Source organism: uncultured Merdimonas sp. (assembly GCF_963929015.1).
Lineage (GTDB): Bacteria > Bacillota > Clostridia > Lachnospirales > Lachnospiraceae > Merdimonas.
This window is the reverse complement of sequence record NZ_CAWVHE010000016.1, coordinates 24,377-40,063: the sequence shown is the minus strand read 5'-3', so window position 1 is coordinate 40,063 and position 15,687 is coordinate 24,377. Positions and strand designations below refer to the sequence as shown.

The following is a 15,687-nucleotide window of genomic DNA, read 5'->3' as shown; positions in this document are numbered from 1 at the left end:
CACTAGATCGCGTGTTTCCCGGAGTTTACAAGCCATGTGTGTCCGGCCCTCTGCGAGGCTGCCTGTACCTGCGGGCTGAACGGGGATCCGGTGAGTACGAAAGACAATGAGAAAGCCATCATTGAGACTGCCTGGGAAAAAGGCTGGGTAACGCCAAAGATCCCGCCTGTTCGCACCGGAAAGAAGGTCGCGGGTGGTGGGAAGCGGCCCATCCGGGCTTGCGGCTGCGCAGGAACTGAACCGGAAAGGCCATCAGGTCACCGTATATGAGAGAAGGGACCGGGTGGGAGGACTCCTCCGCTACGGGATCCCCAATATGAAACTGAGAAATCCCTGATCGACCGGAGAGTGCGCTGATGGAAGCGGAAGGGGTTGTTTTCCAGACCTCTGTGGACGTGGGAAAAGACGTGAAAGCAAAGGATCTTCTGAAGGAATATGACCGGGTGGTCCTGGCCTGCGGGGCGTCCAACCCAAGGGATATCAAGGTGCCGGAAGAGACGCAGGGAACATTGCCTTTGCCGTAGATTTCCTGACTTCCGTGACCAAAAGCCTTCTGGATTCGGATCTGAAGGACGGTTCCTTCCTCCCGGTAAAGGGAAAGCATGTGCTGGTCATCGGCGGCGGAGACACGGGCAACGACTGTGTGGGAACGGCGATCCGTCTGGGCGCAAGATCGGTCACCCAGCTGGAGATGATGCCAAAGCCGCCGGAAGAAGAACTGCCGGCAATCCCTGGCCGGAATGGCCCAAAGTTTTGAAGACCGATTACGGGCAGGAAGAGGCCATCGCCGTCTTTGGAAAGGACCCCAGGATCTATCAGACCACGGTGACAGAATTTCTGAAGGATGAGAAAGGCAATGTGGCAAAAGCCCGGATCGTCAGCCTGGAACCAAAGAAAGACGAGAAGACCGGACGGATGAACATGAGCCGGTAGAAGGGGACCCAGAAGGTGGTGGAGGCCCAGCTGGTGCTGATCGCCGCCGGATTCCTGGGAAGTCAGCCCTATGTGACCGACGCCTTTCAGAGGTGGAGCTGGACCCAAGGACCAATGTGCGCACAGAGCCCGGGGCATACCAGACCAGCGTGCGGAGTGATTACCTGCGTGGATATCCGGGGCCAGTCTCTGGTGGTGTGGGCCATCACGGAGGGAAGAAAGGCCGCGGAGGGGGGACCACGACCTGATGGGATATTAGGTACTGGGAATCGAGTCCTGGGAAGGTTGACATTTCAAACCTGCACTGCTATAATAGGCCCATAAAGGACAACGGCGTTCTTATCCGGGGAACCCCCGGGTAAGTGCGCCCTTTTTATTAACCGGTGTACGGAGAAAGGACAGGTTGGTGATGATGGGGAAATACACCAGAGAGGATATCTTACGTATGGCAGAGGAGGAAGACGTGGAATTTATCCGTCTTCAGTTTACCGATATGTTCGGTACCATGAAGAATATCGCGATCCCGTTTGGCAAGCTGGAAAAAGCCATGGACAACGAATGTGTCATCGACGCTTCTTCCATGGAAAGCTTCTACAGAAATGAAGAGGAGGACATGTATCTCCACCCGGATCTTGACACCTTCTGCATTCTGCCCTGGCGGCCCCAGCAGGGGAAGGTGGCCAGATTTATCTGCGATATCTATAAGGCGGACGGCACGCCCTACAAAGAAAGCCCCAGGTATATCCTTCAGGAGGCGGTAAAGAAAGCAAAGGAGAAAGGATATACCTTTAAGGTCAATCCGGAGTGTGAGTTCTTCCTGTTCCATACCGACGACAACGGGGCGCCCACCACGCTGACCCATGAGCGGGCGGGATTTATGGACTTAAGTCCGGTGGACCTGGGAGAAAACGCAAGGAGAGACATTGTGCTGACTCTGGAGGAGATGGGATATGAAGTGGCTTCTTCCCATCACGAGATCGCCCCGGACAGCATGAGATTGATTTTACCATGTCGGATGTGATGGAGACGGCGGATAAGCTGATGACCTTCAAGGTGGCGGTGCGGACCATCGCCAAGCGCCACGGCCTTCACGCCACGTTTATGCCAAAGCCAAAGGCTGAGGTGAACGGTTCCGGCATGCACATCAATATGGCCCTGTATCAAGACGGGAAAAATGTATTTGAAGATCCGGCTGACCGGCTGGGACTCAGCCGTGAGGCCTATGGGTTCCTGGCAGGTGTCATGGAGCATATCCGGGGTATGACGGCTGTGTTCAATCCTCTGGTGAATTCCTACAAGCGGCTGGTGCCGGATTTGAGGCGCCTTCGGATGTAACCTGGTCCGCACCCAGAGAACGGCTCTTGTCAAAGTGTGCCGGGGAATGAAAGAGGAGAAGACCATAGAACTGAGAAGCCCGGATCCGTCGGCCAATCCCTACCTGGTGTTCGCCCTGTGCCTGGAGGCAGGGATCCACGGGATGGAACAGGGGATGGAAGCCCCGCCGGAACTGGTGAAAAGTATCCGGGAACTCTCTGAGGAAGAGAAGAAGGAGCAGGGGATCCAGGCGCTTCCGGAGAATCTGAGCGTTGCGTTATTTGAGATGGAACAAGATCCCTGGGTGGAAGAGACCCTTGGAGCTTCTTTCCTGGAACATTATAAGAAGGGAAAGAGAAAAGAGTGGAAGAGTTATATGAAGCAGGTCTCCGAGTGGGAACTTGCCCAGTATTTGTACCAGATCTGACAGACTAAACTAAGAGAAAAGGCGGGAGGCAGTCTATGAGCATCATCATTGTGGCATTACCCAAGATGGAAGATGCAAAGCGGATACGGAAGATCTTGATGAGTCACGGATTTGAACATGTAGTATCCTGTACGACTGCCTCCGCAGCTTTAATCGAGGCAAACCAGCACCAGAGAGGTCTGTTCATCTGCAGCTGCCGGCTGTCGGATATGCATTACACCCAGCTTCTGGAATGCATGCCCCGGTATTTTGAGATGCTGCTGATCGGCTCCCCCAATGTGGTAAGCGCGGCAGGAGGCGGGATCATCGCCGTCACCATGCCGGTGAAGGTCTATGACCTTGTCAATACCGTGGAGATGGTCCTCCATCAGGTGGAGCGGCGGTATAAGAAGGACAAAAAAAGTCCAAAGAAGAGGAGCGAACAGGAAGAAAACTATATCCGCAACGCCAAGTATCTTCTGATGGACCGGAATCACCTGACAGAAGAAGCCGCCTACCGGTATATCCAGAAATGCAGTATGGACAACGGGACCAATATGGTGGAGACGGCCCAGATGATCCTGCGGCTGATCTGTGATGAGATTGAGTGAGTGCAAGTTATTATTATAGAGGGAAAATCGTGTAGATATGAAAAACCGCGTAGTTGAAATACGCGGTTTTTAAAATATGGAGCATACGGGATTCGAACCCGTGGCCTCAACAATGCGAATGTTGCGCGCTCCCAACTGCGCTAATGCCCCATGTCTAAAAGTATAGCACAGAAGATAAAAAAATCAAGAACTGAATTTTGGCTTCTTATTCATATTTTTTCCAAAACGAGTGATACTAATAGCAAAATCATTCAAAAGGAGAAACTTATGAAAGCAACGGGAATAGTCAGAAGGATTGATGATCTGGGTAGAGTGGTGGTCCCAAAGGAGATCCGGCGGACCCTTCGGATCCGGGAGGGAGATCCTCTGGAGATCTTTACCGACAGGGAGGGCGAGATCATCTTGAAGAAATATTCACCCATCGGAGAACTCTCGGCGTTTGCCGGGCAGTATGCGGAGAGCCTGGCCCAGACAACAGGGTGTCTGGCGTGCATCTGCGATATGGATCAGGTGGTGGCAGCGGCAGGCACAGGGAAAAAAGACCTGGCGGACAAATACATCAGCAGCCAGCTGGGAAAGATCTTAAACGAACGGACAGCGGTAATGTTTCCGGATCAGGAGCAGGCCGGCGTGCGGATCGTCAGTGAACAGGAAGTAGAATACGCAGGAGAGATCATCCATCCTGTCATCTGTGAAGGGGATGTGATCGGAGGCGTGATCCTTCTTTCCAGAGACGGGAAGAAGCCATTTACCGGTGCAGAACAGAAAGTGGCCGGATGCGCGGCAGATTTTCTGGGACGGCAGATGGAACAGTAAGATTACGACGGCTTTGTTGCGAAAAAAGAAATTGGAGAGGAATAACCGGGCCATTCCTGTCATACGTTGTGATAGACAAGGAGGGACGAGGAATGGAAAGAAAACTGCGTAGAGATACCAGGATCCTGTGGGTGCTGAAGGGACTTCTGGTATCTTACATAGTAACAGGGATCCTGCTTCTTTTGCTGGCAATGGGCTTTTATACCGGCTGGAGCTGACGGAAAAAAGCGTATCTGCGGCAGTGATCGCGGTTTATGTACTGGCCACATTTGCCGGCGGGATCGTGATTGGAAAGCTGGCAAAAGTGCGGAGGTTTCTGTGGGGGTTGCTGCTTGGCAGCAGCTACTTTCTGTTGCTTGTAGTGATTACGCTTGGAGTATATCATTCATTAAGCGCAGACACCTGGCATCTGTTCAGCACATGGATCCTGTGCACCCGGAGGAGGAATGGCGGGAGCCATGATTTCTTAAAAGGAAAGATGGGAGTCAATAAAAGTGACGGAAACGTCACTTTTTTTTGTCTGGAATAAGAAAACCTGCCAGGGTGGGGAGATAGATGGATTCAATAAATATATTGAGGAATGCGATTGGACGAGACGGCAGCGGAAGGATATAATGGGGAGAGAAGTAAGCATGCAAAAACAGGAAGGGAGAACGAAGTATGAAAGGAAGAACCCTGCTTACAGTGATGGCAGCGGCAGCAGCGGTTATGGTACTGCCTGTGAGTGTTCAGGCGAAAGAATATAACGATGTGACGCCAGGAGCCTGGTATTACAGCAATGTGTCCGAGATTGGAGAAAAAAGGGATTATGACAGGAGTCGGTGACGGCTCCAGTTTTGAGCCGGGATCGGATATCCCCCGGGCACAGTTCGCGACCGTATTATATCGTATGGCCGGAAGCCCGGATGTGGATCAGGGAGGGTACTTTCCTGATGTGCCGGCGAATCAGTGGTATTACAATGCTGTGACATGGGCTTCCCAGGCAGGAGTGGCCGGGGGCTATGACAACGGCAATTTCGGTCCCAATGACATGATCACCAGAGAGCAGATTGCTAAAATGATCTACGGATACATGGAATATATGGAGTACGATGTGTCTGTGGCGGAAGATCTTTCCGGCTTTCCGGACGGGGAAAGTGTCAGCGATTTTGCGAAAGAGTATATGGAATGGGCGGTGGCTTCCGGTGTGATCAGCGGTAAAAATGATCTGGCTACCGGAGAAAAATATCTGGATCCCCAGGCAAATGCAAGCCGGGCGGAGATTGCTACTATGATTTTAAGACTTCTGGTTCCTTTTGAGGGCGCTTATGTAATAGATGCACAGGAAGCGCTCGCAAAAGTTGGCGATCCGAACGTGATCTTTGTAGATGCAGGGGATCACGCGGGCAGCGAGACCGTGAAAGGCGCGGTGGTCACAGGCTGGAAGGAATGGGCAGACCAGATGAATCCGGGCAGCCGCACAGGGGCGCCCGGGTGGTATCAGATGAAAAGCGCGGCGGATATGAATGAAATCTTCAGCAGTCTCGGCCTTTCCAAAGACAAAGAGATTATTCTGCTGGGAGAGACGAAGCCTGGATGGGGCGATGATTCCCGCCTTTTGTGGCAGCTGCGTGCAGCAGGTTATACAGAGGTCAAAGTGGTAGATGGCGGATATAAGGCCCTGATCGCTGCAGGAGCGCCTACGCAGCAGGGAAGCTCCGTACCCGTAAGAACCGACGCCCGTGTGACGGAGGTGGACGCTGCACATGTGATGACCACGGAGAAACTGAAGAATCATTACGGGGAGTATAAAGTCATTGATGTTCGTGATGACGCGGAATATAATGGCAAACAGCTTTTTAATGAAAAGGCCGGCGGACATCTGCCAGGAGCGATCCATCTGCGGTATACGGATCTGTTTTACGCAGACGGTACGCTGCGGCCGGTAAAGGAACTGACCAAATGGTTTGAAAATGCAGGCCTTGAAAAAACAGACCAGATCGTCTGCTATTGCACCGGAGGGATCCGATCTGCATACATGCAGCTGGTTCTGGAAATGTGCGGATATGAGAAGAGCTACAATTACGACGAGTCCTTCTGGGGCTGGACCGAGACGGATGGGAGACTGGAGTAAAACAGGGGTGTTTTTGAAAGATACAGACAGGACAGACCCGGATTTCCTTAAGAAAATGGATTGCGTAATCAGGAGTAAGATGATATAATAGCAGAAGTTAAGGAAAGATAAGGAGGAATGTGACGATGAAACATGTGAAAACATTAAATACACAGACCATGAACAACAACCTGAAAAAGAGCGGATGCGGCGAGTGCCAGACATCCTGCCAGTCTGCATGCAAGACTTCCTGCACTGTGGGAAATCAGACCTGCGAGCAGAAGAAATAGTCTGTTAAAAAGGATCCATAAAGAGTGGAGAAGGCCGGAAAAGGCACTTTAGCTTTGAGAGTCTGGGAAGCCAGGCTCTCTTGTGTTGTTTTCGCAAGGCGGATCAAAAATACGATATTAAGGAAGGGGTACGACCTTGATTCATCAATATAAAAACAATGGATATAACATCGCTCTTGATGTCTGCAGCGGCGCGGTCCATGTGCTGGACGACCTGTGCTACGACGTGCTCCAGACGCTTGTGAACAGGGAACCGGAGAAAGACTACCGTCCGGAGGAGTTAAGAGACCTTCAGACAGCGGCGATGGTAAAAGAAACACTTTCCGGTGTTTACGCAGAAGAGGACATCGAGGAAGCGTTAAGCGATCTGGCAGAACTTACAGAAGCCGGGCAGTTGTTTGTGCCGGATACCTGTGAGTGCATGATTGAAGAAGTAAAAAAGAGAAAAACAGTAGTAAAAGCGCTCTGTCTTCACATTGCTCACGACTGCAACCTGGCATGTAAATACTGTTTTGCAGAAGAGGGGGAATACCATGGGCGCCGTGCGCTGATGAGTTATGAAGTGGGGAAAAAGGCGCTGGATTTTCTGATCGCAAATTCCGGAAGCCGCAGGAACCTGGAAGTGGATTTCTTTGGCGGCGAGCCGCTGATGAACTGGCAGGTGGTAAAGGATCTGGTGGCATACGGACGTGAGCAGGAAAAGATCCATAATAAGCATTTTCGCTTTACCATTACCACCAACGGCGTTCTTTTGAACGATGAGATCCAGGAATTTGTCAACCGGGAAATGGACAACGTCGTGTTAAGCCTGGACGGAAGAAAAGAAGTCAATGACAGGATGCGCCCCTTTAGAAACGGCGCGGGTAGTTACGACCTGATCGTTCCAAAGTTTCAGAAGCTTGCGGACAGCAGAAATCAGGAACGCTATTATGTACGGGGAACATTTACCCGGAATAATCTTGACTTTTCCGAGGACATCCTGCATTTCGCAGATCTTGGCTTTAAGCAGATGTCTGTGGAACCGGTGGTGGGGCCGGAAACGGATCCCTATGCCATCCGGGAAGAGGATCTGCCAAAGATCCTGGATGAGTACGACAAACTGGCTAAAATTATGATTCAGAGGGAAAAGGAAGGAAAAGGTTTTCATTTCTTCCATTTTATGATAGACCTGGACGGAGGTCCCTGCCTGGCAAAACGACTTTCCGGATGTGGATCCGGTACGGAATATCTGGCAGTGACGCCCTGGGGAGATCTCTATCCCTGTCATCAGTTTGTCGGTGAGGATGACTTCCTGATGGGAAATGTGGACGAAGGGATCGTCAGGCCGGAGATTGCAGATGATTTTCGCAACTGCAATGTCTATTCCAAAGAAAAGTGTAAGAAATGTTTTGCAAAATTCTACTGCAGCGGCGGGTGCATGGCCAATTCCTATCATTTCCACGGAACGATCCATGACACCTATGACATTGGCTGCGAGATGCAGCGCAAGCGGGTGGAATGTGCGATCATGATAAAAGCTGCGCTGGCGGATGAAGCGTCCGCGCGGGAAAACGAGGAAAGGAAGTAAAGAAACATGACAAAAAAGAAGGGGATAATCAGCCTGATCCTGGTGGCTGCCGTAATAGTTCTTCTTGGATTTACGACAGCCGTTGGTTTTGGAAAAACCGGCACCGGCGCGATGAAGAATATTAAGCTTGGTCTGGATCTGGCGGGAGGCGTCAGCATTACCTATCAGGTAGAAGATAAAAATCCGTCGGCTGAGGAGATGAGCGATACCATTTATAAACTGCAGCTGCGTGTGGAGCAGTACAGTACCGAGGCCAGCGTATACCAGGAAGGCGATGACCGGATCAATATTGAGATCCCGGGTGTGACAGACGCCAATAAGATCCTGGATGAACTTGGAAAACCCGGCTCTCTGGAATTTCAGACCACGGATGGAGAGTCCGTGATTACCGGAGCAGATGTGGATACTGCCAGTGTGCAGTCTGGCCAGGACGATATGGGAAATGCAGAGTATTCCGTGGAGCTTGTACTGAACGAAGAAGGTAAGAAAAAGTTTGCCGATGCGACAGAGGCAAATATCGGACAGCCGATCTCCATTATCTATGACGGAGAGACGATCAGCAGTCCTACGGTGCAGTCTGCCATCACCGGCGGCGTGGCCTATATTACAGGAGATTTCACCTATGATGAGGCGAACAATCTGGCCTCCACGATCCGGATCGGCGGCCTGCAGCTGGAGCTGAAAGAGTTAAGATCCAATGTGGTGGGAGCCCAGCTCGGCGAAGAAGCGATCAGCACCAGCCTTCTGGCAGGAGCCATTGGTTTCGCGATCGTATTTATCTTTATGATTCTGGTGTATTATCTGCCGGGACTGGCATCAGGGATCGCGCTTCTGATCTATATCGAGATCGTACTGGTGATCTTAAATGCGTTTAATGTTACGCTGACCCTGCCCGGTATCGCCGGTATCGTCTTAAGTATCGGTATGGCGGTGGATGCCAATGTTATCATCTTTGCCCGTGTCCGGGAAGAGATGGCCCGGGGCAAGAGCGTGAAGAATTCGCTGAAGACAGGATTCCAGAAAGCCATGTCTGCCATTGTGGACGGCAATGTGACCACTCTGATCGCCGCGGCAGTACTCTGGTTCAGAGGCTCCGGTACAGTCAAGGGATTTGCACAGACTCTTGCGATCGGTATCATTGTGTCCATGTTTACAGCGCTTGTAATTACCAGACTGATTATTTTTGCCTTCTATGCACTGGGGCTTAAGAAGGAATCTCTCTACTATCATCCGAAAAAAGAGAGAAAGGAATTCAACTTCCTGGGAAGAAAGAAATATTTCTTCACCCTGTCTATTGCAGTGATGGTGATCGGACTTGCGGTGATGGGCTTTAACCAGTCGCAGGGAAAGGGATTTTTTGCCTACGGACTGGAGTTTGAGGGAGGAACCTCCACTACCGTAGAATTTGACAGAGATTACTCCATCAATGAGATTGATAAAGAGATCGTTCCGGTGGTAGAGGATGTGACCGGCGATCACAACGTACAGACACAGAAGGTGGCTGGTACCAATCAGGTGATCATCAAGACCGTTACTTTGAATCTGGATCAGCGTGAAGAACTGAATCAGGCGCTTGCAGATGAGTTCCAGGTGGATCCTTCCACGATCACGGCAGAGAATATCAGCTCTACGGTCAGCAGCGAGATGCGCCAGGATGCCATCGTTGCCGTTGCGATCGCCGCCGTATTCATGCTGCTCTATATCTGGCTGCGGTTTAAGGATATCCGCTTTGCGACCAGCGCGGTGCTGGCTCTGCTCCACGATGTGGTTGTGGTCATCCTGTTCTATGCGGTATCCAGGATCGCTATCGGCAATACCTTTATCGCATGTATCCTGACAATTGTAGGTTACTCGATCAATGCTACCATTGTAATCTTTGACCGTATCCGTGAGGAACTGCATTACAAGACCAGGACGACGGATATGGAAGGACTGGTCAATCGAAGTATCAATGAGACGCTGACCAGAAGTATCTATACCAACCTGACTACGTTTGTCATGGTGGCAGTGCTTTTCGTGCTGGGTGTCAGCTCCATCAAAGAGTTTGCCCTGCCTCTTATGGTAGGTATCGTCTGGGGCGCATATTCTTCGGTGTGCATTACCGGCGCGCTGTGGTATGTGATGAAAACCAGAATCGGCGCAAAAAAAGCAAAAGCATCTGTAAAGAAATAAATCTGATAAAAAAAGAAACGGCTGTGCCATCCGGTTGGCAGGCCGTTTCTTTCCATCAGGCTGCAGGAAGATCCGGGAAGCGTTTCCGAAAGCTGCGGGAAGGAGGACGAAAATGGAAAGATGGGTCCTGCTCCGAAAGGGGGCAGATTTTCTGAAAATATCAGAGCGGTTTGGGATCAGCCCCAGGCTTGCCTGCCTGATCCGCAACCGGGATGTGGTGGGAGACGGAGCCATATCCCGTTACCTGAACGGTACGCTGGCGGATCTTTACGATGGAATGCTGATGAAAGACATGGATAAGGCTGTGGCCATCCTAAGGGAAAAAATTGCAGAGGGGAAAAGAATCCGTGTGATCGGGGATTATGACATTGATGGCGTCAATGCCACTTATATCCTGCTGGAGGGCCTTAGAAGACTGGGCGTAACAGCAGACAGCGACATTCCGGACCGGGTGGCGGACGGTTACGGACTTAGCATCCACCTTCTTCGGCGCGCCCTGGATGCAGGAGTGGACACCGTGATCACCTGTGACAACGGGATCGCGGCGTCAGAAGAGATCCAGTATGCGAAAGAGCAGGGGCTTACGGTGATTGTTACCGACCACCATGAAGTGCCTTATGAAGAGTGGAAAGGGGAGAAACAGTATCTGCTTCCTCCGGCAGATGCAGTGGTAGATCCCAGGCGGGAAGACTGCGAGTACCCGTTTTCTGGTCTTTGCGGAGCGGCTGTGGCATACAAACTGATGGAGGCTCTGTGGGAGTCTGTGGGAAGAGATGCAGAAGATCTGGATGACCTGATTGAAAATGTAGCCATTGCAACGGTGGGGGATGTTATGGATCTTAAAGAGGAAAACCGGATCTTTGTAAAGGAAGGCCTGCAGATGCTGGAACGGACAAAGAATCCGGGGCTCAAAGCGCTTCTGGAATATACGGGGCTTGCCGGAAAACATCTGAACGCCTATCATATCGGTTTTGTCATCGGCCCCTGTCTCAATGCAGGCGGAAGACTGGATACGGCCAAAAGATCTCTGGATCTTCTGCTGGCGGATACGGCCAGGGAGGCGGCTCTTCTGGCCGGAGATTTAAAAGCCCTGAATGACAGCCGTAAGGAAATGACGGAAGCTGCAGTGAGAGAGGCCTGTCAGATGGTGGAAGCTTCAGCGCTTCGGAAGGATAAAGTTCTGGTGATCTATCTTCCTGGCTGCCATGAGAGTCTGGCAGGGATCGTGGCCGGAAGAGTCCGGGAAACCTATGGAAAGCCCGTGTTTATTTTGACAGACGCCAGAGACGGTCTGAAAGGATCCGGGAGGTCCATAGAGGCTTATTCTATGTATGAGGAGCTTAGCAGGTGCAAAGGACTTCTGACAAAATATGGCGGACACCGGCAGGCGGCAGGTCTTTCCATGAGACGGGACAACCTGGAATCCTTCCGTCAGGCATTAAATGAAAACTGCCGGCTGACTGCGGAGGAGATGCAGGAAAAAGTGGTGATCGACATGGAACTGCCGTTTTCCTGCGTGACAGAAGAGCTGATCCGGGAGCTTGCGCTCCTGGAACCTTTTGGAAAGGGCAATACAAAACCAGTGTTTGCGGCCAGAAATATCGGGTTTCAGGCCCCCAGGATTCTGGGGAAACACCGGAATGTAATAAAGATGCAGGCTGTAGATCCCCAGGGAACCCGGATCGAGGCCCTGTATTTTGGAAAAGAAGAAGAACCTTTCGGAGATCCCGGACAGCGTTTCCTTGTGACTTATTATCCGCAGATCAACGAATATCAGGGAAGAGTTACGGTTCAGATCGTGATCACGCATTACCAGATCATGAAATAAGTCATTGCTTAGGAAATGCTTAGGAAATGTACAGAATAGTTTGAAAATAAGAGAAACTAATGATATACTTAAGTTTATATTAATATTTTTGGCGAATGGAGAAGAAAGCATGAAGCGGATAGAAGATTATGTGATCAGTATTCCGGATTTTCCGGAGCAGGGGATTATTTTCCGGGATGTGACCAGCGTATTGCAGGATGCAGATGGATTTCAGCTGGCCATTGACCGGATGATGGAAAAGCTGGAAGGCGTGTCTTTTGATGTGATCGCGGGAGCGGAATCCAGAGGATTTCTTTTTGGAGCGCCTATTGCATACGCGCTTCACAAACCCTTTATCCCCATCCGGAAGAAAGGGAAACTTCCGCGGGAAACCGTGTCCATCCGCTATGAACTGGAATATGATGTGGCAGAGCTTGAGATCCACAGGGACGCGATAAAGCCGGGACAGAAGGTGGTACTGATCGATGATCTGATCGCAACCGGAGGGACCAATGAGGCTATGGTCAAACTGGTGGAAAGTCTGGGAGGCCGTGTAGTAAAAGCGGTGTTTCTGATGGAGCTTGCAGGACTGAAAGGACGGGATCGTCTGAAGGACTGCGAGGTGGATTCTGTCATTGTTTATCCCGGAAAGTAAGGAATGTACACAGAAATGAGAGAGAAGAAAGAGAGGTGGCGTTCGTATGTCACAGACCACAACCTATGAAGCAGTCGACGGAAGGATCGCACCGGAGTCTATTACTGAAGACACTTTCCGCGGCCTGAAGATCGTGGATGGTCATGCCGTAAAGGCGCCCGGGGATTATGAAGATCCCGACCGACTCTTTGAATTGTTAATTGCCCGGATCCGGAAATATCATCCCTCTACGGATGTGTCGATGATCGAGAAGGCCTATCAGCTGGCAAAAGAAGCCCACGGGGATCAGTGCCGGAAGTCAGGGGAGCCTTATATCATTCATCCGTTGTGGGTATCGATCATCCTGGCGGATCTGGAAATGGATAAGGAGACCATCACGGCGGGCCTTCTCCATGATGTGGTAGAGGATACCAGGTATACGGAAGAAGAGATCAAGAAGGAGTTTGGAGAAGAGGTTGCGCTTCTGGTGGACGGCGTTACCAAGTTGGGACGTCTGTCTTATTCTTCAGACAAACTGGAGCTCCAGGCGGAAAACTTAAGAAAGATGTTCCTTGCCATGGCAAAGGATATCCGGGTCATTATCATTAAGCTTGCGGACCGTTTGCACAATATGCGGACGCTTCAGTATATGACCCCGGCCAAGCAGAAAGAAAAAGCCAGGGAAACCATGGATATCTACGCGCCCATTGCACAGCGGCTGGGTATTTCCAAGATCAAGACGGAACTGGATGACCTGGCGCTGAAATATTCCCAGCCGGAGGTCTTTTTTGACCTGGTGCGGCAGATCAATTCCAGAAAGACGGAGCGGGAGGAGTTTGTTCAGCAGATTGTGGATGAGGTTTCCGCACATATGAAGAATGCCAATATCAAGGCAGAGGTCAACGGCAGGGTGAAGCATTTCTTCAGTATTTATAAAAAGATGGTGAATCAGGACAAAACAGTGGATCAGATTTACGATCTGTTTGCTGTCCGGATCATTGTGGACACGGTGAAAGACTGTTACGCCGCCCTGGGCGTGATCCATGAGATGTATACGCCGATCCCCGGAAGATTCAAGGATTATATCGCCATGCCAAAGCCAAATATGTATCAGTCTCTGCACACGACGCTGATGAGTTCTGTGGGCCAGCCCTTTGAGATCCAGATCCGGACTCAGGAGATGCATAAGACAGCAGAATATGGTATCGCGGCCCACTGGAAATACAAAGAATCCAATGACGGGAAGAAGAGCGTGGAGGCGCAGGAGGAAGAAAAATTAAGCTGGCTTAGACAGATCCTGGAGTGGCAAAGGGATATGTCAGACAACCGGGAGTTTTTGAATCTCATAAAGGGAGACCTGGATCTGTTTGCAGAAGATGTTTACTGCTTTACCCCGCAGGGAGACGTAAAGAATCTGCCAAATGGTTCCACCCCTATTGATTTTGCTTACGCGATCCACAGCGCGGTGGGAAATAAGATGGTGGGGGCCCGGGTCAACGGCAAACTGGTCAACATTGACTATAAGATCCAGAACGGAGACAGGATCGAGATCCTGACCTCCCAGAATTCCAGGGGGCCAAGCCGGGACTGGCTGAATATTGTCAAGAGCACCCAGGCGAAAAACAAGATCAACCAATGGTTTAAGAAGGAATTTAAAGAGAGCAACATCATCCGTGGAAAAGAGATGATCGCTGCTTACTGTAAGTCAAAGGGCATCACTGCCAGTGATATTATGGCGCCCAAATATATGGAAGTGGTCCAGAAAAAATATGGATTCCGGGACTGGGACGCTGTCCTTGCGGCAATCGGACACGGCGGCCTGAAAGAGGGCCAGGTGGTCAACCGGCTGATGGAGGAATACAACAAAGACCACAAACAGGAGCTCACAGATGAGGCGGTACTGGAGCGGGTGGCAGAAGCTGCCAGAAATAAGGTCCACATTGCCAAGTCGAAAAGCGGGATCGTAGTAAAAGGAATCGATGATGTGGCGGTACGTTTCTCCAGGTGCTGTAATCCGGTGCCCGGAGATGAGATCGTAGGTTTTGTGACAAGGGGGAGAGGACTTTCCATTCACCGGACTGACTGTGTCAATATCATCCATCTGACAGAAGCGGAGCGGGCCAGATTGATCGATGCAGAATGGGAAAGCGACGTGACGGAAAAAGACGGAGGCCAGTACCTGGCTGAGATCAAGATGTACACCTATGACCGTCAGGGGCTTCTGATGGAAATGTCCAGGATCTTTACGGAGGCGGAAGTGGATGTAAAATCCATGAATGTGCGGACCAGTAAGAAGGGAACCGCGACCATTGAGACCGGATTTATTGTACACGGCAGAGACGAACTGGCAAAGATCATCGAAAAACTCCGCCAGCTGGAAGGCGTAATTGATATCGAAAGGACGACAGGTTAAAGATGAAAGTAGAATTATTTGTGACTGGAATTATCAGCACCAACTGTTATCTGGCAGTCAATGAGGAGACAAAACATGCAGTGGTGATCGATCCGGCTTCGGCCTCTCCGAAGATTCTCAATCATATCCGTGAAGAAGGGATCACGGTAGAGGCGATCCTCCTGACACACGGTCATTTTGATCATATTATGGGGATCGATGGGTTTCTGAAGGAGTTTCAGGTACCGGTCTATGTACACGAATCAGATCTTCCGATGCTGGAAGATCCCGCCTGGAACCAGTCCGCCATTTACACGGCGGGATATACGTTCCGGGGAGCGCAGCCTGTGAGGGACGGACAGATATTATCTTTTGCAGGATATGAATTCCAGGTGCTGCACACACCGGGACATACGCCCGGAGGCTGCTGTTATTATGTGGCATCTGAAAAGGTGCTTTTCAGCGGGGATACGCTCTTTCAGAGAAGCGTAGGCCGGACGGATTTTCAGGGGAGCAGTATGTCTGCTCTGATCAGGGGGATCCGGGAAAAGCTGATGACCCTTCCTTCGGATACTCATGTATACCCGGGACACATGGGAGAGACCATGATCGGGTACGAGCGGGACAACAATCCATTTATTCAGGAGTAGGCT

Annotated in this window: 13 protein-coding genes, 1 tRNA gene and 2 pseudogenes; 15 read left to right on the top strand and 1 reads right to left on the bottom strand. The window is 50.9% G+C overall.

From position 1 onward, the window contains the following. Nucleotides 1-15 precede the first annotated feature (15 nt). The 3 genes and pseudogenes from ABGT54_RS10900 to ABGT54_RS10890 form a co-directional block, all read left to right on the top strand. A pseudogene (locus ABGT54_RS10900) lies at nucleotides 16-1,192 on the top strand (glutamate synthase subunit beta); the annotation flags it as partial. Between the two features lie 153 nt (nucleotides 1,193-1,345). After that, a pseudogene (glnA, locus tag ABGT54_RS10895) lies at nucleotides 1,346-2,674 on the top strand (type I glutamate--ammonia ligase). 35 nt (nucleotides 2,675-2,709) lie between these two features. Continuing rightward, nucleotides 2,710-3,264, top strand: a complete 555-nt coding sequence (locus ABGT54_RS10890) for an ANTAR domain-containing protein (protein ID WP_346664114.1) — start codon at nucleotides 2,710-2,712, stop codon at nucleotides 3,262-3,264. 77 nt (nucleotides 3,265-3,341) lie between these two features. Here ABGT54_RS10890 and ABGT54_RS10885 read toward each other — a convergent pair. Then, nucleotides 3,342-3,414, bottom strand: a tRNA-Ala gene (locus ABGT54_RS10885). 117 nt (nucleotides 3,415-3,531) lie between these two features. Here ABGT54_RS10885 and spoVT point away from each other — a divergent pair. The 12 genes from spoVT to ABGT54_RS10825 all read left to right on the top strand — a co-directional run bounded on the left by spoVT (nucleotide 3,532) and on the right by ABGT54_RS10825 (nucleotide 15,684). After that, a complete protein-coding gene (gene spoVT / locus ABGT54_RS10880; RefSeq protein WP_346664113.1) occupies nucleotides 3,532-4,080 on the top strand; it encodes a stage V sporulation protein T in 549 nt (182 codons plus the stop codon). Nucleotides 4,081-4,172: 92 nt separating this feature from the next. Beyond that, nucleotides 4,173-4,298, top strand: coding sequence for a hypothetical protein (locus tag ABGT54_RS10875; RefSeq protein WP_346664112.1), 126 nt, complete (start codon nucleotides 4,173-4,175; stop codon nucleotides 4,296-4,298). A gap of 23 nt (nucleotides 4,299-4,321) precedes the next feature. Continuing rightward, complete coding sequence (locus tag ABGT54_RS10870) at nucleotides 4,322-4,609, top strand: TIGR04086 family membrane protein (protein ID WP_346664111.1); 288 nt, start codon at nucleotides 4,322-4,324, stop codon at nucleotides 4,607-4,609. 131 nt (nucleotides 4,610-4,740) lie between these two features. Next, nucleotides 4,741-4,905, top strand: a complete 165-nt coding sequence (locus tag ABGT54_RS10865) for a hypothetical protein (protein WP_346664110.1) — start codon at nucleotides 4,741-4,743, stop codon at nucleotides 4,903-4,905. Further along, on the top strand, nucleotides 4,889-6,193 hold the full coding sequence (locus ABGT54_RS10860; protein ID WP_346664109.1) for a rhodanese-like domain-containing protein: 1,305 nt from the start codon (nucleotides 4,889-4,891) through the stop codon (nucleotides 6,191-6,193). The genes ABGT54_RS10865 and ABGT54_RS10860 overlap by 17 nt, the downstream gene beginning before the upstream one ends. A 125-nt stretch (nucleotides 6,194-6,318) precedes the next feature. Further along, on the top strand, nucleotides 6,319-6,462 hold the full coding sequence (gene scfA, locus ABGT54_RS10855) for a six-cysteine ranthipeptide SCIFF (protein ID WP_101694638.1): 144 nt from the start codon (nucleotides 6,319-6,321) through the stop codon (nucleotides 6,460-6,462). A 136-nt stretch (nucleotides 6,463-6,598) separates the two neighbouring features. Then, a complete protein-coding gene (scfB, locus tag ABGT54_RS10850) occupies nucleotides 6,599-8,029 on the top strand; it encodes a thioether cross-link-forming SCIFF peptide maturase (RefSeq protein WP_346664108.1) in 1,431 nt (476 codons plus the stop codon). 6 nt (nucleotides 8,030-8,035) lie between these two features. Next, nucleotides 8,036-10,201, top strand: a complete 2,166-nt coding sequence (secD, locus tag ABGT54_RS10845) for a protein translocase subunit SecD (protein WP_346664107.1) — start codon at nucleotides 8,036-8,038, stop codon at nucleotides 10,199-10,201. A 112-nt stretch (nucleotides 10,202-10,313) separates the two neighbouring features. Beyond that, nucleotides 10,314-12,029 (top strand): single-stranded-DNA-specific exonuclease RecJ, encoded by a 1,716-nt coding sequence (gene recJ, locus ABGT54_RS10840; RefSeq protein ID WP_346664106.1) that lies wholly within the window; start codon nucleotides 10,314-10,316, stop codon nucleotides 12,027-12,029. Nucleotides 12,030-12,138: 109 nt separating this feature from the next. Further along, nucleotides 12,139-12,663 carry an adenine phosphoribosyltransferase gene (locus ABGT54_RS10835; protein WP_346664105.1) on the top strand — a complete coding sequence of 175 codons (525 nt, stop codon included), beginning with the start codon at nucleotides 12,139-12,141 and terminating at the stop codon, nucleotides 12,661-12,663. Between the two features lie 46 nt (nucleotides 12,664-12,709). Beyond that, a complete protein-coding gene (locus ABGT54_RS10830) occupies nucleotides 12,710-15,055 on the top strand; it encodes a bifunctional (p)ppGpp synthetase/guanosine-3',5'-bis(diphosphate) 3'-pyrophosphohydrolase (protein ID WP_346664104.1) in 2,346 nt (781 codons plus the stop codon). Between the two features lie 2 nt (nucleotides 15,056-15,057). Beyond that, the gene (locus ABGT54_RS10825; protein ID WP_346664103.1) at nucleotides 15,058-15,684 is read left to right on the top strand and encodes an MBL fold metallo-hydrolase; all 627 of its coding nucleotides are present in this window, start codon (nucleotides 15,058-15,060) and stop codon (nucleotides 15,682-15,684) included. The last annotated feature ends 3 nt before the right edge of the window (nucleotides 15,685-15,687 follow it).